Origin of the sequence: Pelagicoccus sp. SDUM812002, from assembly GCF_031127835.1 — a bacterium.
GTDB lineage: Bacteria > Verrucomicrobiota > Verrucomicrobiia > Opitutales > Opitutaceae > Pelagicoccus.
In genome coordinates this window covers 74482-93401 of the sequence record NZ_JARXHX010000009.1, presented here as the reverse complement: position 1 = coordinate 93401, position 18920 = coordinate 74482, and the positions used below count along the sequence as shown (strand labels likewise).

14 protein-coding genes and 1 tRNA gene are annotated in these 18920 nt (G+C 54.8%); 6 read left to right on the top strand and 9 right to left on the bottom strand.

Annotation, left to right across the window (positions count from 1 at the left end; genetic code table 11):
• Positions 1-44: 44 nt before the first annotated feature.
• Positions 45-3020: a choice-of-anchor tandem repeat GloVer-containing protein gene (locus QEH53_RS14140; protein ID WP_309023859.1), complete on the top strand. Its 2976-nt coding sequence runs from the start codon at positions 45-47 to the stop codon at positions 3018-3020.
• 105 nt (positions 3021-3125) lie between these two features.
• A complete protein-coding gene (gene ffh, locus QEH53_RS14135; protein ID WP_309023858.1) occupies positions 3126-4553 on the top strand; it encodes a signal recognition particle protein in 1428 nt (475 codons plus the stop codon).
• Positions 4554-4673: 120 nt separating this feature from the next.
• Here the strand turns inward: ffh and QEH53_RS14130 are convergent, their stop codons facing one another.
• From QEH53_RS14130 to ilvN, 6 genes are all read right to left on the bottom strand, one after another.
• Positions 4674-5276: a hypothetical protein gene (locus QEH53_RS14130; RefSeq protein ID WP_309023857.1), complete on the bottom strand. Its 603-nt coding sequence runs from the start codon at positions 5274-5276 to the stop codon at positions 4674-4676.
• 67 nt (positions 5277-5343) lie between these two features.
• Positions 5344-6006, bottom strand: coding sequence for a hypothetical protein (locus tag QEH53_RS14125; RefSeq protein ID WP_309023856.1), 663 nt, complete (start codon positions 6004-6006; stop codon positions 5344-5346).
• A gap of 9 nt (positions 6007-6015) precedes the next feature.
• The gene (locus QEH53_RS14120) at positions 6016-7113 is read right to left on the bottom strand and encodes a DegT/DnrJ/EryC1/StrS family aminotransferase (protein ID WP_309023855.1); all 1098 of its coding nucleotides are present in this window, start codon (positions 7111-7113) and stop codon (positions 6016-6018) included.
• Between the two features lie 41 nt (positions 7114-7154).
• Positions 7155-8678 carry a uroporphyrinogen-III C-methyltransferase gene (cobA, locus tag QEH53_RS14115; protein ID WP_309023854.1) on the bottom strand — a complete coding sequence of 508 codons (1524 nt, stop codon included), beginning with the start codon at positions 8676-8678 and terminating at the stop codon, positions 7155-7157.
• Positions 8671-9546 (bottom strand): hydroxymethylbilane synthase, encoded by an 876-nt coding sequence (hemC, locus tag QEH53_RS14110; RefSeq protein WP_309023853.1) that lies wholly within the window; start codon positions 9544-9546, stop codon positions 8671-8673. The genes cobA and hemC overlap by 8 nt, the downstream gene beginning before the upstream one ends.
• 21 nt (positions 9547-9567) lie before the next feature.
• The gene (gene ilvN, locus QEH53_RS14105) at positions 9568-10038 is read right to left on the bottom strand and encodes an acetolactate synthase small subunit (RefSeq protein WP_309023852.1); all 471 of its coding nucleotides are present in this window, start codon (positions 10036-10038) and stop codon (positions 9568-9570) included.
• Between the two features lie 141 nt (positions 10039-10179).
• Between ilvN and QEH53_RS14100 the strand changes: the two genes are divergently transcribed.
• Together QEH53_RS14100 and QEH53_RS14095 are read left to right on the top strand one after the other, a co-directional pair.
• Positions 10180-10256: transfer RNA gene (locus QEH53_RS14100), tRNA-Val, on the top strand.
• Between the two features lie 130 nt (positions 10257-10386).
• Positions 10387-11214, top strand: coding sequence for a hypothetical protein (locus QEH53_RS14095; RefSeq protein ID WP_309023851.1), 828 nt, complete (start codon positions 10387-10389; stop codon positions 11212-11214).
• 461 nt (positions 11215-11675) lie between these two features.
• Here QEH53_RS14095 and QEH53_RS14090 read toward each other — a convergent pair whose 3' ends face one another.
• From QEH53_RS14090 to aspS, 3 genes are all read right to left on the bottom strand, one after another.
• Complete coding sequence (locus QEH53_RS14090; RefSeq protein WP_309023850.1) at positions 11676-12014, bottom strand: P-II family nitrogen regulator; 339 nt, start codon at positions 12012-12014, stop codon at positions 11676-11678.
• 88 nt (positions 12015-12102) lie between these two features.
• The gene (locus QEH53_RS14085) at positions 12103-13434 is read right to left on the bottom strand and encodes an ammonium transporter (RefSeq protein ID WP_309023849.1); all 1332 of its coding nucleotides are present in this window, start codon (positions 13432-13434) and stop codon (positions 12103-12105) included.
• Between the two features lie 290 nt (positions 13435-13724).
• The gene (gene aspS / locus QEH53_RS14080) at positions 13725-15533 is read right to left on the bottom strand and encodes an aspartate--tRNA ligase (RefSeq protein WP_309023848.1); all 1809 of its coding nucleotides are present in this window, start codon (positions 15531-15533) and stop codon (positions 13725-13727) included.
• A gap of 172 nt (positions 15534-15705) precedes the next feature.
• Here aspS and QEH53_RS14075 point away from each other — a divergent pair, with 172 nt between their 5' ends.
• On the top strand, positions 15706-16020 hold the full coding sequence (locus tag QEH53_RS14075) for a hypothetical protein (protein ID WP_309023847.1): 315 nt from the start codon (positions 15706-15708) through the stop codon (positions 16018-16020).
• Positions 16021-16131: 111 nt separating this feature from the next.
• Positions 16132-18918 carry an isoleucine--tRNA ligase gene (gene ileS, locus QEH53_RS14070; RefSeq protein WP_309023846.1) on the top strand — a complete coding sequence of 929 codons (2787 nt, stop codon included), beginning with the start codon at positions 16132-16134 and terminating at the stop codon, positions 18916-18918.
• Positions 18919-18920 lie beyond the last annotated feature (2 nt).

Genomic DNA, 18920 nt, shown 5'->3' with positions numbered 1-18920 from the left:
ACCCAATCCTCACAATCGAGGAGCTAGGCCCGGCACCTCCCTCAATGAGTCCTTCGGACACGAGAGCTTTATTCGCAACGGAGGACGGAAAACACTACGCCTATCCAAGCGGAGAAGGCAGCCGCCAACAAGTGGTCGTCGACGGATTTGCAGGCCCCGTTTACACCCAAGCCGCCACCCAACAAATCAGCCAATTCAGCTACCGCAACGACCCGAACACTCCAGAACGCCCCCCGAGCTATATCCCCAATCGAATGAACATCGCCTTCAAACGAGGCGGTGCCGAAGCGGTCTATGTCGGTCAAAAGCAGGGAAACGCTCACGTGGTCGTCGCCAAAGAAGGAGTACACGAGGAATGGCCTTCGCTGGGACAACTTCAACTCGCGGCCATCTCGCCAGGCGGCGTCTTCGCCTATGCTCTTTTTCAAGAGCGCGTGGGGCGTGAGTACGTGACCCACATGATCGTAGACGGAAAACAAATGCCCGGAACTCCATACATCGGCGCCCAACCCACCGAACACGCTTTCCACGAACCCGAGAACGGCCCAGCCCATTTCGCCTATGTCGGACGCAACAACCGGACAGTGGAAGGCAGAATGAGCCAGTTCTTCCAAGTCTACGTCGACGGCATTCCTGGCCCAGAATTCCAGACCATCAACGTACGTCAGATGCCACTTAGCTTCGTCGAGATCGACGGGAAGCTCGCCGTCTTTTATCTCGTTAGAAAAAGCCAGGAAAGTGGCGAGCGCGTAGTCTTCCAATACCTCGACGGGACAACCTATCAATCCGAGATGGGGGTCGACGTCAGCTCCGTGAGGATGAACCCCGCAAAAACCGCCGTGGCCTGGCTGCAAGGCCCCGTGGCCAACGCCAACCCGCGAATCAGCCACAACACCGCCCCGACACCAGTACCCATCAAAGTCTTCATCAACGGCGAGGAGTCCTTCACTATCGATGCGGAGCCAAACGAAGTCCGCAGCCTTGGCTACTCCTTCCGCCTCAGTCCGGACGGCTCGCGCTGGGCCATCGAACGCACTATACAAGGCGGCAACGGGACCGCGAAATTCATGCTCGTCGACGGGCTGCGTGGTCCCGAGTACTCAATGATAGAGCGATCGAATTTCACTCCGGGCAGCCAACGCCACTACTTCGTAGCCCGCAACGGACGCAGCGGGTTCGTCGTCATCGATGGAGCAGAGTACGGCCCCTTCAACCGAATAAACTACCTCGTATCCAGTGACTCAGGACAAACTATCGCTTGGCACGCCAACACCGATACCGGCGGTACAATCTATCTCAATGGCTCTCCCGCCACCTTCGTCGACACCAGCGTTTCGCAATTCCCGCTCACCTTCAAACCTGGCACTGAAGATTACATCGCTCTGGCCGGCGAACCAGAAGGACCTTTCCTGCACATCGGAGACGAGAAATATTCAGCTAACTCACGACAAACAAGCTTCCCTACCTTCAGCCCCGACGGATCTCGATTTGCCATCAGCGGCGAATTCTCCACCGGCCCCGGTCAACCAGGGTCGCAATACCTAATCGATGGCGAACCCCTATTGACGATCGACGAAAACATCCGAGTCGACGGCCAAGCCTGGAAAGGATTTTCACCAAACAACAAACACTTCATCACCTTCGCCAACACTCTGGAGCAGACCGAGATTCAAAACCGCCAAGCAGGCACCGTGCTTGTCGATGGCTATGAGCTAGGCCCTCTGTTCTACGATACCTCCAGAGACGCACGAGCCCCTCATTTCCGGGAAGACGGCCGCTTCAGCTTCTACTGCATCTACGATCGCCAGATCCGCCGCGTGTCCATCGATCTCGATGCAGCCGCTGAATTTGGAAAAGAGCGACTAGCCGCTGCGCAAAAGAGCGGAGGCACCACCATATTCACTGTCGACCCCGAGCTCAAACTTACCTCGATCGGCACCACGACAGTACGTGATGGAAACGTAATTTACGGCGTCGCTCAAGGCGGCGAATACGGTGCGGGCGCCCTCTACCGAGTGAACTCCGACGGAACGGACTTCCAGGTTCTACACACATTCCTCGGCGGCGGAGAACACGCCCAGCTACCTTCCTCAATCGTACTTGGCGACGACGGCTACCTATACGGCATGACCGGTCAAAACTCGTTCTTCATGAAGCGACCCCAAGTCGCCGGAGCCCTTTTCCGTATCCGTACGGACGGGAACGGCTACGAAATCGTAAAATTCTACGAATACTCCAACAAGTTCCGCTCGAGCCCCATTCTCGAAGGGCTCGCTCCCGACGGTTCCCTGCTCGCCCGCGGCCCGGTTCCCAATCCAGGCAACAGCGGCACAGACGGCCTATTGAAGATCGACCGCCAAACCGGCGAGATTTCAGTGATCTACCGAGCCAGCTACTACCCAGAAGACGGACAGCCGGTGTTTAAAACACTCGTTCCTTTCGAAGACGGACAAGACGGCTACTACTACGGCTACGACCAACGGACTCTATATCGATTCCAACTTGATGGAAACGCCCCCACTCCTATCCACGAATTCAAGGGCTCCCCTCTCGATGGAGACGCCGTCGGCGAAGCGCCTATTTTCCACGGAGACTGGCTCTACGGCATCACTCGAGGCGGCGGAAAAAACCGGCTGGGCACAGTCTACCGTTTGAAGCGGGACGGCACCGACTACGAGGTTCTTATCCACCAAGAACGTGACCAGCGCTTCGTAGCTCTTACCGCCGGTCCAGCTGGAGTTTGGGGCTACCGCAATGGCCAAGCCATCGTTGGTAACCGTCAATCCCGAGTGCCCTTCCTTGAAAGACTCGACGTCCTAGGAGGTGAACCGCGGATCCTAAAGAAAACCCGACTCAGCGACAACCTTTGGATCGAAGACTTCGAAGGCGAGCCCACGCTCTTCTCATTATCGGGCACGGAAATCTCAGTGGTTAGCATGGACCCAAGCGCCACTACGCCTCCAGAGCTCACCACCGAAACGATCCCGGCTCCCCCTCTCAAGGACGCCGTCCTTAGATAAGCAGCGGCTTTCATCAAACTCTCAAATGCCTCCCGAAATTCGGGAGGCATTTTTCGTGCGAAGCAGGCTTTACCCGCTGAGCCTCTCGCGCCAACCTCACCCCTTATGTTCGAAAGCCTGACAGACAAGCTCACTAACGCCATGCGCCACCTGCGCGGCACCGCCAAGCTTTCCGAGGAGAACATGGCCGAAGCGCTCAAGGAAGTGCGCGCCGCCCTGCTCTCCGCCGACGTGCATTTCAAGGTCGCCCGTGCCTTCATTGAACGCGTCAAAGAGAAGTGCGTCGGCCAAGACGTGCTCAAGACCGTTACCCCCGGTCAGCAGATCATCAAGATCATCAACGACGAGCTCACCGCTTTGCTTGGCGAAGGCTCGACGGAGCTCTCCAAGAAAAAGCCGCTCAAAATCATGATGGTCGGCCTACAGGGCGGTGGTAAGACCACAACCTCCGCCAAGCTTGCCAAGGCCCTCAAGAAAGACGGCTACAAGCCTCACCTCGTCGCTTGTGACGTTTACCGCCCTGCCGCGATCGACCAGCTAGAAACCGTGGCCCGCCAGATCGACGTCCCCTGTTTCTCGAAGCGCGGCTCTCCGGACGTGCCCGCCATCGGTGAAGAGGGACTTAAGGTCGCAACCGCTTCCGGCGACGATTTAATCATTTTCGACACCGCCGGCCGGCTTCAGATAGACGATCAGTTGATCGAGGAGATCAAGGAGCTCAAACGACGCATCAATCCGGACGAAGTTCTGCTCGTGGTAGACGGAGCGATCGGTCAGGAGGCCGTCAACGTCGCCAAGACCTTCAACGAAGCCGTTCAACTGACGGGTATCGTCATGACCAAGCTCGACGGCGACGCCCGCGGCGGCGCGGCGCTCTCCATGAAGGAGATCACCGAAGTGCCGATCAAGTTCGCTGGTACCGGCGAGAAGCTCGATGACTTCGACGTGTTCCACCCAGACCGCATGGCTAGCCGTATTCTCGGTATGGGTGACGTCGTATCGCTCGTCGAGAAAGCTCAGGAAACGATCGACGAAAAAGACGCCGCCAACATGGCCGAGCGCATGATGTCGGGCGATTTCAATTTCGAGGATATGCTCAAGCAGTTTCGCCAAATCAAGAAGCTCGGTTCCATGTCATCCATCATGGGCATGCTTCCCGGAATGGGAAAAATGGCCGGAAACATGGGCATGGACGACAAGGCGGAAAAGCAGATGAAGCGCAGCGAGGCGATAATCCTCTCCATGACCAAGTTCGAGCGTCAAAAGCCCCAGCTCCTCAACTCCAGCCGACGGACACGTATCGCCCGTGGATCCGGCGTCAAACTCGCCGAAGTCAACCAGCTCATCAAGCAGCACATGCAGATGAAAAAGATGATGAAGAAGATGCAGGGCGGCGGAAAGAAGGCTGGCAACATGAAGAAGATGATGAAGCAAATGAAAGCCTCAGGCATGGACCCCAACCAAATGGGAGGAATGCCAGGCGGAATGGGTGGAGGAGGCAATATGCCTAACCTCGACAACTTGAAATTCTAGTCCACAGGGGTACCCTCAAACGGTAGCACGGCTTCTCAGGCACTGCGCCACGACAGCAAAAAAGGGCGATCCCGTTAGGAAGTCGCCCTTTCTGAAATTTGATACTCGAGCCGCTTCCACTCACTCGCCAGTCGGGAGCTCGGCTTGGTCGTCGGTCGCTTTCTTCTCTCGCATGGAATCCTTCGCCTTCTTGAGAGCATCGCTCAAGGCCGACCCAACTTTTCGGAAGTCGACGTTCGCGGTCGATCCAGCGTTCATATCTCCAACGTGGTCATTTTCACCCGCGAAAAAACGTGCCTCTGAACGGGCAGTAACTTGAATGTTCGCCGCAGCAACAGGATCAAGCTCCGCAAGCCGAGCCAATTTGCGACGCGGTTGAGGGTCGAGCCGGTCGATGAGAAGGTCGAGGTTACGAACTTCATAGGCTTGAGCATTAACGGGACCCAGCTCGATAACCTCAAGGTTGTCGAAGTTCATGTGAGGAGCTAACTCTTCTGCAACCTTCTGGTTCTCAGCCTTATAGGTTTGAAAAAGTTCATTCACAGTATCGGCATCGAAGGACTTCGTACCGACGGAGGCCGTTTCCGCAGGGGGAGCCTCTGGTTCAGCCTTGGTTTCCGATTCAACAAGCGGTGATACCTCCTCTGCATCTTGGGCGAACAAAGATACGGATGAAACGAGTGAGGCGAAAAATATGGAATTGAGGCGCAATGTTTTAGGCATGAGACGTCTGGGGCAGAGATTAGTGTGTCTATATAAGAAGCCTAAGGGTAAAAACTCCAATAAAAAACTAGGAGCGGCACTCTGTTGCTTCCTTTAGAGAGACTCTGACCTGAGAAATTCGTTCAAGATCCTTCAACCCGGGCTCTATTTCGAGGGAGCTGTTGAAATCTAGGCAGTTCGCGCCGGTCGCAGACAAGGCTTCGCCTGCGTTTTCGGGAGAAATTCCACCTGCCAAAATCCACTGTTTCTCCGGATAGCGTTCCCTCGTTTCCTTGAACGCCTGCCAATCGCTCTGCGATCCCGTGCCGCCGTAGGTGCTCCCATCTTTTTTGAAAGCATCCCAAAGAAAACCGTTCGCGTGGCCCATCAGTTCCGCGTCGAGAGAGACGCCGGGCGGGATCTTCGGAGCTAACCAGAGCCGGTCCTTTCCCACCAATTTCGACCAGGCCGGTACTTCCTCCGCCAAACCGATCGGAAAGTGAATCTGGAAATAGTCGAAACCTGCTCCCTCCAATTGGGCCAAAGTGTACAAATCTGGAGCTACCGTGACCGCTACCTTGGGCACATCTGGAAGGCGAGGCAAAATGTCTCGGTAACGTTGGAGGCGAATACGGCGGGGAGATTTAGGATAGAAGATGAACCCTAGGTAGTCCGCACCCGCCTCAGCAGCGGCCTGGGCGTCCCGGGCTCGAGTTAGCCCGCACACCTTGAACTGGATTCCATTAATCATCCGCTCACTTTACTCGAAAGCGTTCAGCTTTTCGATAACGTAATTCACCTCCTCGTCCGTCAGCTCAGGGACGATTGGAAGACTTAAGCAATTCTTCGCCAAGGTTTCAGCCACCGGGAAATCCCCCTCCTTGTAGCCAAGGAAATTGAAGCAGGGCTGCAGGTGTAGAGGGTAAGGATAAACGATGTCGCTGCCGATTCCTTCATCCGCCAAATACGCCTTCAATCGATCCCGTTCAGCATGCTGGATGGTGAACATGTGGTACACCGATTCGCCATAGCGAGCTGGGACGGGGAGGGAGATGGACGGGTTGTCTATTCCGCCGAGGTAGCAGCGAGCGATCTTTTGGCGACGTACGGTCTTTCCACGAAGGTGCGGCAACTTCACGTTCAAGGAGGCAGCCTGCAATCCCTCCAGTCGATTGTTGTATCCAACAAAGTGGTTGAGATAGCGTTCTTTCGAACCATGGGCTCGCAGGACCTTGATCTTCTCAAGCAAGTCCGCGTCACGCGAGGTCACTGCTCCCCCTTCGCCCAAGGCACCTAGATTTTTGGTCGGATAGAAAGAAAACGCACCGGCATCGCCGATGTCACCCACCGTGCGGCCGCGGTACTGGGCGAGGTGGGCTTGGGCCGCGTCTTCCACGACCTTGATGCCATGCTCGGAGGCGATGGAGACGATTGGCTCCATGTCAGCCGCCTGCCCAAACAAGTGAGTCACTACGATCGCCTTCGTCTTTTCGGTAATCAAATCCTCGATACCATTGGGGTCGATCGTGAAGGTCTTTGGGTCGATATCTGCAAAGACGACCTTCGCGCCCACGTATTGGGCAAACCAAGCGGAGGCAATAAAAGTGAAAGCCGGAACGATGACCTCGTCTCCTGGGCCAATCCCCATAGCGAGGGCGATCAAGTGCAGCGCTTCCGTTCCACTACCGACTCCAACGCAACCTGCCACGCCCTGAACCTCCGCGAACCCCTGCTCAAAGGTATCAACGTCGGGACCAAGGCAAAACCCACCGTGATTTAACGTATTCGCAAACGCGGCGAGCAACTCTTCTTTGAGCGGCTCGTGGGCACGCTTCAGATCGATAAAAGGAACCTTCATTACAATAAATTTATTCTCTTAGAAAACGGCATCACGCTACACTATTTGCCAAAACGCTTGACCACCGCTTCGACCAGACTCTCTAAGCTCGCCTCCTTCGCCTCTAGATCCACCGGCATGCCGATTTGTTTCATGGTTGCTGAAGTGATCGGGCCAATGCTGATCGTCTTGGGACGCAGGGCGTCGCCGCTTAGCTGCAGGTGCTTCGCTTGATCGATAAAGGAGCGGACGCCGGAAGAGCTTGTGAAAAGAATACCGTCGGCACCCTGTTCGCGGAACATCTTTACCGCTGGGTTTTCCCTAAGGTCCGTCTGCTCGGTTTTATAAACCTCAAATCGATCAACGATGGCTCGCGCCTCTTCCAGCTTGTCGAGCAGAACGTCGCGACCGAGGTTCCCCGCCGCCACCAACACTTTCGCGCTGTCGAGGCTATCGGTCGCCACCAACGCGTCCGCGAGGCTTTCCGCATTCGCTTGCTCAGGTATCAGATCTGTGGAGACAAAGTACTTTTTTATCTCCTTGGCGGTCGACTTCCCGACCGCCGCGATGCGTAAGAATCCGAGTGAACGAATGTCTTCGAACTTCTTAAAGAACGCCTGGAAGAAGTAGCGAACCCCATTGGGGCTGGAGAAGACCAGCCAGTCGTAAGAAGCAATTTCGGAAAACACGTCCTCTGCGGCCTGAGGATTCACGTTGCCCGAGATCGTTATCAACGGTAGGCCGATCACTTCCGCGCCTAGCTTCTCTAGCATCGAACTCAGCTCGCTGGCTTGCCCTTGGCTACGCGTTACCACAAGCTTTCGCCCTTGCAGCGGTTTCTTTTCAAACCATGACAAATCTTCACTCATAGCAGCAGTTTCTCCTACAATAATTATGGCCGGAGCCTTCAGGCCAAACGCCTTGACCGTCTCTGAAATAGTACTCAGCTTCCCGCGACAAATACGCTGGTGTCCCATGGTCGCCCACTCTACGCAGGCAACTGCGGTGTCTTCGGAAAAACCGCCCGCCACCAGGCGATCGGATATCCGCTGGATATTGGCAACTCCCATATAGATACAAATCGTCGCGTTCTTCTTAGGCAGGCTTTCCCAATCGACCGTCGTATCCATTTTTTCAGGATCTTCGTGGCCCGTCACGAAGACCAGAGTCGCATTTGTGTTGCGATTGGTAAGCGGGATTCCGCTGAATGCGGAGGCACCCATCGCGGAGGTGATGCCCGGCACCACTTCGAATGGAATACCCGCTTCAGCCAGAGCCATCGCTTCTTCACCGCCTCTGCCAAACACAAACGGATCTCCACCCTTGAGACGAACAACCCGCTTTCCTTCTCCCGCTTTCGCAAGCAAGATTTCCTGAATCTCCTCCTGTTTTTTAGAGTGGAACCCTTTGCGCTTTCCGACGCAAATCTGCTCACAACCCTCGGGTAGCAAGTAAGTGAACGCGGGATGAACAAGGTAATCATAGACCAAGACTTCAGCAGTCTCGATCAATTGCTTGGCTCGCACGGTGAGGAGCTCCGGATTACCGGGTCCCGCTCCGACGAGGTACACGATTCCGTTAGGCATCTTTGAGTTCGAGCTGCTCTATCAGCTTCGTAGCGATCTTATGGTAATGAGTTGCCACATACTCCTCAGGCAGGTCGCGTAGTTCCTTGCCACACTGCTTATGATAAATACGGAGCTTTCCGGCAACATAGTTAACCGCAAATGCGACTTGGCACCCTCCTCCCAGCTCTCGGAGAAACGCTCTTTCTAGGTTGACCGCAATTGCCGTCTCCAAATCCAAATACGACGCAAAAGTATCCACGTCTTCGGCACGACATTGGATCGCCACTGCTGCCTGACCAACCGCTGGAACACACTCGTCGAGGGTCAGCTTACGGAATGTTACACCCTCCCATGATTCGATTCCGAGGCGATTCAAACCAGCCGACGCAAGCACCGTGGCATCAGCATCTCCTCGAGCGATTTTGTTGAGTCGTGTGTCGACGTTGCCCCGAATTTCCGTAAATTCAGCCTTCGGGAAAAGGTATCGAAGTTGAATGCGGCGCCGAGGACTTCCTGTAGCAATCAATCGAGGAATCTCGACACCCTCACGCAGAATCAAAACATCCTCGCAGGTTTGACGAGGCAAGAAACCGGCAAGGGAGAGACCACCTGGCATTTCGGAAGGCAGATCTTTCGCGCTATGAACAGCGAAATCCGCACGCCCCTCTAGCAGAGCGTCTTCCAGTTCCTTGGTAAAGAGTCCCTTCCCCCCTGCTTTCTCGAGGGACCACTCTTGACGCTTGTCGCCAGTCGTCACCATTTTTTCGATACGGAAGATCGCTTCTGGCATTCCACGCTCAAAGAGCTCTTTCGCTAGATGCGTTTGGGCCATGGCCAACGGGCTCTTGCGCGTGGCGATGACGAATTCCCTGGCGGGTTTGATCATCTCGGAAAGCAGATTCGGAATCTAGCGCTCCATCGCGAGATTGCCAGTACGGCCAAGCTCGATGATGCCAAATGACTCTATGAGGTTGAGAAACGCTTCGATCTTGCCCTCATCACCCGTGATTTCTGCGACCACATCGGAATGCGTCACACTGATGATCTTGGCGCGGAAGAGATCGCAAATCTGAATGATCTCTGCGCGATTGCCCGAAGAGGTCTTGATCTTGACCATGACGAGTTCACGGGAAACAGCTTGTCCTGTCTTGAAGTCGTGCACCTCTACAACATTGATAAGCTTCTTAAGCTGCTTTGTGATTTGGTCGAGCACCGCATCGTCGCCTCGGACTACAGCGGTCACGCGCGACAACTCGGAATCGTGGGTCGGTGCCACGTTGAGAGTGTCGATGTTAAATCCGCGGCCGCTGAAGAGGCCAGCGATACGCGCGAGTACGCCGAATTTGTTTTCTACGAGGACGGAAATGGTGTGTCGCATGAGAGATCAGGTTTAAAAAAGGGCGACTTCTTAGCCGAGGGGTTCGGGTCATGCAAGGAGCATGTTTCCCTGAACTCGATTTTCTTAAATTTTGCCTTGCCAAGGTGCTTTGGCAGATTCTTATTTGCGGCCTTTCCCATTGGACGGGTAGCTCAGTTGGTTAGAGCAACTGGTTTACACCCAGTAGGTCGGGGGTTCGAGTCCCTTCCCGTCCACCATTTTTCGCCAAGCGAAAAACGAAAATCGCCTCTGGCAATCGTGTTGTAAGACGAGACGATACTTCTTCTAAGTTCTACTTGAAACACGGGACCGGTTCGACCATGCAAATGGGGTATTCGCCTCCTTATCATGCCTGCTGACGCCGAATTAAAACCGGACCCGATCCCCATAACGCCTTGGAAAAAGGCGATGCTACTCGCGGTTGCGCTGCTCTTCGGCGGAACTCTCTTCGAGTACTACCGAGGCGGCATCAACGAAGCAGGTGGTTGGCTGTGGCCAATGCTCTTCATTCCGCTTATCCTCTACTTGCTGGGGATCGTATACGGGGACGTCCCAGCTCGCTATTACGACCTGAAGATCCTCAAGCCCTTCCCCGTACCATTCGCCCGCCAATTCGACCGCTGCGTACTGGCGATCATCGTTCTTTTCACTGGGCTGTTCCTGAACATGGTCCTACTGGCCGTATCCGCCCTCATCGGCGCCAAGCTGATGCTCACTGTGTTTTACCTGCTGTACATGGTCCTAATGCTGGCCGAGCTGCCCAACTCACTAAGGATCTTCCGCTTCATCCAGCACGTTAATACTGTGCAATACGTCTCAGCGATCCATCCCAACACTTTCAAAAAAGCGATCGCCTATTACTCTCCTGAACAAGATAAACTGGGCGGCGAGGAACTGATCGAACACCTGGGGACTCTCTACAAGAGCCTTGTAGCCGAGGCCGAAGAGCTCGTCGTAAGCGCCTCTCCCTTGACTCGCGAGCAGCAAATAGCGCTCAACCTCGCAGTGCGTGCGGGTGAAGCGATTCGTAGAACACGTATCGCCGACCAAAGCCACGAATGCGAGCGCCTGCGTGCTAACATTTTCCTACTTGAGGCGCTTGAAGCCAACGCCGGTCTCGAGATTCCTAGAGACGTGAGGGTCCTTCGCAACAAGATCAAAGGCATTGCAGCCTAGGGGACGCAAGCCCCCTCATCCTCGGGTCCCAAGCACTCGTATCGCCACGATAACAGCTTACTCAAGGACTGAGTAGCCATAACAGCACACGTCGAAAACAGTGCCCCTAGCCGCGCCATTGGGTAGAGGGCCGATAAATATCCATCCAAATCGGCCGTAGAGAAGGTCACGCTGATCTGTAAGCGAACCGACGCATGCCGGGACAATTTATAATAGAAGGGTGCCCGTCCTCATAAAGCAGATCACGATTCTGCGATATACTCCAGCAAAGCGGATCCCACGGTTAACGGTCCTAGCTTGGAGGTTCGACTTCCAAGTCGTCCGTTAGTCAAATTTGCCGTCAATGTTACGCCGGCTCCTCCAATATTGCCCACACCCGCAACCGCTGGAGCCCAACAAAAAAAGACCGACCCTCCCGCTAGGAAGGTCGGCCAGAAAGGAATTAACCTTGTGGGCTAAGCTTAGAGAGCGGAGTCGCCGGCTTCGTCTGTACGGATACGGATCGCTTCCTCGAGAGGAAGTACGAATACCTTGCCGTCGCCGATCTTGCCAGTTTTGGCAGACTTCACGATAGCCTCCGCAGCCTTAGAGACGATATCGTCCGGAACGGCGATCTCGATCTTAACCTTTGGAAGGAAGTCCACAGTGTACTCGCTGCCGCGGTAGATTTCTGTGTGACCCTTTTGGCGTCCGAAGCCTTTTACCTCGGTCACGGTCATACCTTCGATGCCGATTTCTGAGAGCGCTTCTTTAACCTCTTCCAACTTGAAGGGTTTGATAATGGCTACAACTAATTTCATAGGGAAATAACTTTGAGGGTTAGATTGTTTAGTACGGATTGAGTTACTTTATGCAAGTAAATGTCCTTCTTAACCTTACAGGCATTCCCTAGCGGGAAGTGATGGAGAAGTCTGGATAGGCTTCCTGACCGTGTTCGCCGATGTCGAGGCCTTCGAATTCTTCCTCTTCCGAGACCCGAACTCCCATGACTGCCTTGATCGCACCGAAGACGATAATCGAGAAGACGAAAGCGAAAATTGCGTAGGTTAGCGTTCCAATGATCTGCGTCATGACGCTGAAGTCGCCGAAAATGCCGACTGCTATTGTTCCCCACATGCCGCAGATACCGTGGACGGAGATCGCACCAACCGGGTCGTCGACCTTGATCTTGTCGAAGAAAAGGATGGCGAATACAACAAGCACACCTGCAACCGCACCGATGATGATGGAGCTGAAAACGCCAACCGAGTCAGCGCCAGCAGTGATACCAACGAGACCTGCAAGGATACCGTTAAGAGCCATGGAAAGGTCAGGCTTCTTGAGCACGATGGCACTGGTGGCCATGGAGGCTATTGCCCCGGCACAAGCTGCGAGAGCAGTCGTTACGAAAACGTAAGAGACGAGTAGTGGGTCAGCAGAGAGGACCGAACCGCCGTTGAATCCGAACCAACCGAGGAAGAGAAGGAAGACACCGATGGTTGCGAGTGGCATGCTGTGGCCGAGGATTGGCTTGATTTTGCCATCCTTGGTGTACTTGCCCTTGCGAGGGCCGAGGATGAGAACACAAGCGAGTGCGGCGAAGCCACCGAATGCGTGAACGATTGAAGAACCAGCGAAGTCGTAGAAGCCCATTGCGTCGAGCCAGCCTCCGCCCCACTTCCAAGAACCGGCGAGTGGGTATGCGAATCCAACGAGGATTACTGCGAAAATCATGAATGAGGTGAGCTTAATACGCTCGGCAACCGCTCCAGATACGATGGTTGCAGCAGTTGCCGCGAACATCGCCTGGAAAATGAAATCCGTCCACCAGGTGTAGGCGGCGTAATTGTCGGTCATGAGCGAGAGGTCACCGTTATCAGCCCCGAACCAGCTGCCCATCGCGAAGATACCAGCCGAATCGTCCGCAAAACCTGGATACATCGCGTTAAAGCCCCAGAAGGCGTAGGTGAGCACACCCGCAGAGAGGATGAACACATTCTTAAAAAGAATATTAACGGTGTTCTTTTGCTGAGTTAGGCCGACCTCAAGTGTGGAGAACCCAAGGTGCATGGTGAAAACCAAAGCCGCAGAGATGAGCAGCCAAAGGTTATTAACGGTGAACAGGGCGAAGCCGTCGGATTCGGCGAAGGCTTCGTAGCTCTCGTAGTCAGCTGCATAGGCCGATGCAGCGGCCACTCCCGCCAGGGCCAATACAGATACATTTCTAAGGAGGTTTTTCATGTGGATCTATCAGTTGTTATTCAGGAATTGACGCTGCCTCGTGCAGATCAACAACGTCCGGCTTTCAGCAACTGGCATGCCAGCACCCACTTCTCCCAAAAAATTCGCGAGTTACCGCCTAGAGATCCATGAATATAATTACTACTTGGCAGTGATGTGGGTAGATCTAATGAAATAGCCTCCTCGATGCGCTCAAATGTAACCGAGCAAAAAAAAGAACCGCTCGAATTTGAGCGGTCCTTAACAGGTTTTTCGCAATCAAGCCCCGGAGAGCTTGGGCAAGACTCAAATCATGAGTCGTCCTCGTCAGCGAGAACGGTCGTGTCGATGTGCAAATCCTTGAGCTGCTTCGCGGTGACAGGTGTCGGACTGTCGGTCATCAAGCACTGCCCCTTCTGCGTTTTCGGGAAAGCGATTACGTCACGGATGCTATGTAGTCCAGCGAGGATCATGACCAAACGATCAAGGCCAAAAGCGATACCGCCATGCGGAGGAGCTCCGTACTTGAAGGCCTCTAACATGTAACCGAAACGCTCTTGCACCACATCCTGTGGAATCTTGAGCACATCCTCGAAAACCTTCTTCTGCACCGCCGTCTGGTGAATACGGATCGAACCGCCGCCCAGCTCAACGCCGTTAAGGACTAGATCGTAGTGCTGACCGCGAACCTTTTTCGGGTCGCTATCGAGGTACTGCACATCCTCAGGGACTGGAGCCGTAAATGGATGGTGCGTCGCTGCGAAACCGCCGCGCTCCTCATCGAAAGACATTAGCGGGAATTCGATTACCCAAAGGAAATTGAACTGGTCTGCAGGGATTTCGAGACGTCCACGCTTCTTGAGCAGTTCGGCGCTTTCGAGGCGCGTGCGGCCGAGAATCGCGCACGCTTGCTCCCACTCGGAAGCGGCAAAGAAGACGATGTCACCTTCTTCTAGAGATAGACGCTCGCTAAGAGCGGACTTCTCCTCTTCGGAAAAGAATTTCACGATCGGAGATTTCCACTCGCCGCCCTCGGCGACCTTGATGAAAGCCAGCCCCTTGGCGCCAAGAGACTTGGCCGTCTCTTCCAGATGCTTCATCTCCCCTTGGGTTACGTCCGCAAGAGTCGGGGCTTTGAAGGCCTTGACTACGCCACCCTTGGCGACCGTTGCCTGGAAAACCTTGAAGGAGGAATTCGCGAACGTTTCCGAGAAGTCCTGAATCTCAAGACCGAAGCGGGTATCCGGTTTGTCCACGCCGAAACGGTTCATCGCATCTTCGAAAGACATGCGCGGGAACGGGGTAGGAAGATCGACATCCAGCACCTCTTTCCAGATCTGCTTCATCAAACCTTCCATCAGCTCGTACATGTCCTCGCGGTCGATGAACGACAGCTCGATATCAAGCTGAGTAAACTCCATTTGGCGGTCGGCACGAAGGTCTTCGTCGCGGAAACAGCGGGCGATTTGATAATAGCGCTCCACGCCTGCGACCATAAGCATTTGCTTGAACTGCTGCGGTGACTGCGGCAACGCGTAAAACTCGCCGGGGTTGATGCGGCTGGGCACGAGGTACTCGCGGGCGCCTTCCGGTGTGCTCTTGAAAAGAATCGGCGTTTCCACGTCTACAAAACCATTACCGTCCATGTAGTCCCGGATGGCTCGCGTAGTCGCGTGACGCATGCGAACGACCTTGTTCATCTTGTTACGACGCAAATCGAGATAGCGGTAGCGAAGACGCATATCCTCGTTCACCTTGTCGCCCTTTTCGTCGTCGATCGGAAACGGTGGCGTCTCGGAAATGTTGTGGATCACCACTTCGTTGACCTGCACTTCAATCTCACCTGTAGCCATCTTAGCATTGGTGGTACCTTCCGCACGCGTTTCCACTTCGCCGTGAAACTCCACGACCGACTCCGGCTTGAGACGGTTGATCGCCGCGTTGAAGGCGGCATCGTCGCTATTCGGATTGGCCTTCACCTGGGTAAGGCCCTCGCGATCTCTTAGATCGATAAAGAGAATGCCGCCGTGATCGCGGATGGAGTCCACCCAGCCGATCAGCGCTACCGATTTTCCAACGTCGCTGGAGCGAAGTTGGCCGCAATGATGTGTTCGTTTCATAGCCTTGGAAAAAAGGGCAGCACATTGGGCAATTCCCCCCTCAGAAAGCAAACCCATTCTCCTTTGCTTGAAAATCCTATCAAACACTGGCGGAAGACGGCCGTTGTAAAACTTGGCGCGGTTGAGGCTAGTTTACCGCAACGCAGAAGCACTGGGCAAAACGCGCCGCGCCATGACCATTATCATAAGAGACGAACTCCTCAATCCTCCAACCTGGTTCGCATCTTTCAGGGACCTGACCCTCATTTGCTCCCTGAGGCTGGAAAGCGATATACTTATAGAGAGTGAGAATGTTGACCTCTATTACCATTGGCTACGACCAAGGGGCGGGATGGACTTCATTTCCGATTTCGTCCGACCAGGAGCCGAAGATGGCCTCCACATCGACATCGAGCACCAATACTCGCCCTCCATCGTGGTCGACCGCATCGTCCCCGAAAACACTCACCTACTCTTCCAGAGCATCCGTAGCGCCGTCGGGGTTTAATCGGACCACGTGGCGAATTTGCCTCGTCTTGCCGTATGGGAAAATCCCTTTCCCTCCATCCTTGACACGCCTCCCCCCTTAGCCAGTATCCGCGCATTCCTAAAAACGGGCATGTCAGATAACTTTAAAGATACCCTGAATCTTCCCAAAACCGCCTTCCCCATGAGGGCAAATCTTGGCAAGCGCGAGCCAGCCAGAGTCGAGCACTGGGACAAGATTGGGTTGTATCAAAAACTGCAGGACAAAAACGCTGGTAAACCTGCCTTCCTCCTCCACGACGGACCGCCTTTCACCAACGGCGAGCTCCATCTAGGACATGCCCTGAACAAGACTCTCAAGGAAATCGTACTCCGCTACAAAGCCGCCCAAGGCTTTCGAACGCCCTATATCCCCGGCTGGGATTGCCACGGTCTTCCCATCGAACACAAGGTCACCAAGGAACTGCAAGCAGAGGGGATAGAGCTACCCACCGCAGAGCTTCGAGACAAGTGCGACGCGTTTTCAGAGCACTGGATCGACGTACAGCGCTCCCAGTTCAAGCGACTCGGAGTCCTCGGTGATTGGGAAAACGAATACAAAACCAAGAACCCTGCCTACGAAGCGGAAATCCTCCGTACCCTCGCTTCCTTCGTCGAGCAAGACCTCGTCTACCGCAGCAAGAAACCAGTCTACTGGTCGATCCCCTGCGCCACGGCACTCGCCGAGGCAGAAATCGAGTACAAGGACCACTCAAGCCCCTCTATCTGGGTTGCCTTCGATATTGCCGACAAAGCGAGGTTCGGCATCGAAAAACCACTTTCCATCGTTATCTGGACAACGACTCCATGGACGATCCCTGCCAATCTCGCCGTAGCAGTCCACCCTCGCCTCACCTACGCATTCGTGGATACGGGCGATAAAGTACACATCGTCGCCAAGGACCTTGCCGAGCAATTCGCCACCGACCTCGGCCTCGAGGATTGGAAAATCGTGCACGAGGTGAAGGGCCAAGAGCTCGAGCACGTCCAGCCGCACCACCCGTTTATCGATCGCCCAAGTCCGATCGTACTCGCCGAATACGTCACCACCGATTCTGGTACTGGCTGTGTACACACCGCTCCTGGTCACGGTCAGGAGGACTATATGACCGGCCTCAAGTACGGTCTGGATATCTATTGCCCCGTTAACGACGAGGGCAAGTACGCAGACGACGGCCAAATCCCCGATTTTCTCGTAGGTGAATCCGTTCTCGAAGAAAAAGGCTGGGTTCCCGCCAACGGCAAGGTCCTCAAAGCACTCGACGAAGCTGGAGCCCTTCTCAAGAAGAAGAAAATCAACCACAGCTACCCGCATTGCTGGCGTTCGAAGACACCTGTCATTTTTAGAGCCGTCGACCAGTGGTTCGTGGCCATCGACAAGAACGACACCCGTAAAAAAGCAATCTCGGCGATCGAGAAGGTGAAGTGGATTCCAGACTGGGGCCAGAAACGCATCACCGCTAACGTCGAAGCCCGCCCGGACTGGTGCATCAGCCGCCAACGCTCATGGGGAGTGCCAATTCCCGCATTTTACGATGAAGACGGCGAAGCCTACATGGACGCCGACGTCATCAAAGCGATCGCCGACAAGGTCGCCACTTCCGGCACCAACCTCTGGTACACCTCTACCGTTCAGGAACTCCTCGAAGGCATCGTTCTCCCAGAATCGTGGTTGGGCAAGACCCTGAAAGCCGGCACCGATACGCTCGACGTCTGGATCGACTCCGGCTCCAGCCACTTTTCAGTCCTCAAAGGACGCGATGACTTCGACTGGCCGTGCGATCTCTATCTCGAAGGCAGCGACCAGCACCGTGGTTGGTTCCAATCTTCCCTCTGGACCGGCGTCATCCGTGCAGGTGGAGCCCCCTACAAAAGCATCCTCACCCACGGATTCCTCGTAAATCAGGACGGATCCAAGCTCTCAAAGAGCGACGGTGCGATGACCCTGATGCACTACATGGACAAGTTTGGCTCCGATGTGGTTCGCCTTTGGGTCGCTTCCACAGACTTCAGAGCGGATATCGGTATCTCCGAGCAAATCCTGGGTGGCGTTGGAGACGCTTACCGTTTGTTCCGCAACACCTTCCGCTTTCAGCTATCGAATCTATACGACTTCGACTACGAAAAGGATGCTCTCAAGGTTGACGAACTCCACGAGCTCGACCGCTGGGCCGTGCACAAAACCGGCGAGCTCGCCGAAGCTGTTGAAAAAGCCTATGACAACTACGAGTTCCACAAGGTTTTCCAGCTTTGCAACCAGTTCGCTTCTGTCACCCTGTCGTCGCTGTACCACGACATCCTCAAGGATCGCCTTTACACGCTCGCTGCTGACGCTCCCCTGCGTCGCTCCTCGCAGACTGCGATCTACCACATCTTCAAGACGCTGGTCCGCTTGATGGGGCCCGTCATCCCCTTCACTACAGACGAAGCGTGGTCCTACTTCACCGAGGGCGAGGATTTCTCCGAAAACGCCCTCGTGCTGCAAGACTGGCCCTCCGAAGCCAAGGAATGGCAAGACGTGAACCTAGCCGACGACTTCGTCGAACTCTTCGCCTTCCGCGACCAGGTAAATGAAAAACTTGAGACCCTTCGCGCCGCGGGTGAAATCGGAAGGTCCCTTGACGCGTTCGTGACCATTTCCGGCGATCCCTCGTCGGAAGAATTCTCCCGACTCGGTCGATATCAACATTTTCTCGAGGAACTCCTCATCGTCTCTCAAGTCGAACTCGCAGCCAAATCCGGCTCCGAGCTTTCGGTTTCAGCAGAAAAAGCAAGCGGCGGCCGATGCCCTCGCTGCTGGAGATGGGAACCCCAACTTAACAACGGAACCGACAACGAGCACACATGCTCACGCTGCGACCAAGCCTTAAAAAAAGCCTGACA

Excerpts from the sequence above, each read along its gene's own strand:
- QEH53_RS14140 (WP_309023859.1), top strand. The coding sequence starts at position 45 with ATGAGTCCTTCGGACACGAGAGCTTTATTCGCAACGGAGGACGGAAAA.
- ffh (WP_309023858.1), top strand. The coding sequence starts at position 3,126 with ATGTTCGAAAGCCTGACAGACAAGCTCACTAACGCCATGCGCCACCTG.
- QEH53_RS14130 (WP_309023857.1), bottom strand. The coding sequence starts at position 5,276 with ATGCCTAAAACATTGCGCCTCAATTCCATATTTTTCGCCTCACTCGTT.
- QEH53_RS14125 (WP_309023856.1), bottom strand. The coding sequence starts at position 6,006 with ATGATTAATGGAATCCAGTTCAAGGTGTGCGGGCTAACTCGAGCCCGG.
- QEH53_RS14120 (WP_309023855.1), bottom strand. The coding sequence starts at position 7,113 with ATGAAGGTTCCTTTTATCGATCTGAAGCGTGCCCACGAGCCGCTCAAA.
- cobA (WP_309023854.1), bottom strand. The coding sequence starts at position 8,678 with ATGCCTAACGGAATCGTGTACCTCGTCGGAGCGGGACCCGGTAATCCG.
- hemC (WP_309023853.1), bottom strand. The coding sequence starts at position 9,546 with ATGATCAAACCCGCCAGGGAATTCGTCATCGCCACGCGCAAGAGCCCG.
- ilvN (WP_309023852.1), bottom strand. The coding sequence starts at position 10,038 with ATGCGACACACCATTTCCGTCCTCGTAGAAAACAAATTCGGCGTACTC.
- QEH53_RS14095 (WP_309023851.1), top strand. The coding sequence starts at position 10,387 with ATGCCTGCTGACGCCGAATTAAAACCGGACCCGATCCCCATAACGCCT.
- QEH53_RS14090 (WP_309023850.1), bottom strand. The coding sequence starts at position 12,014 with ATGAAATTAGTTGTAGCCATTATCAAACCCTTCAAGTTGGAAGAGGTT.
- QEH53_RS14085 (WP_309023849.1), bottom strand. The coding sequence starts at position 13,434 with ATGAAAAACCTCCTTAGAAATGTATCTGTATTGGCCCTGGCGGGAGTG.
- aspS (WP_309023848.1), bottom strand. The coding sequence starts at position 15,533 with ATGAAACGAACACATCATTGCGGCCAACTTCGCTCCAGCGACGTTGGA.
- QEH53_RS14075 (WP_309023847.1), top strand. The coding sequence starts at position 15,706 with ATGACCATTATCATAAGAGACGAACTCCTCAATCCTCCAACCTGGTTC.
- ileS (WP_309023846.1), top strand. The coding sequence starts at position 16,132 with ATGTCAGATAACTTTAAAGATACCCTGAATCTTCCCAAAACCGCCTTC.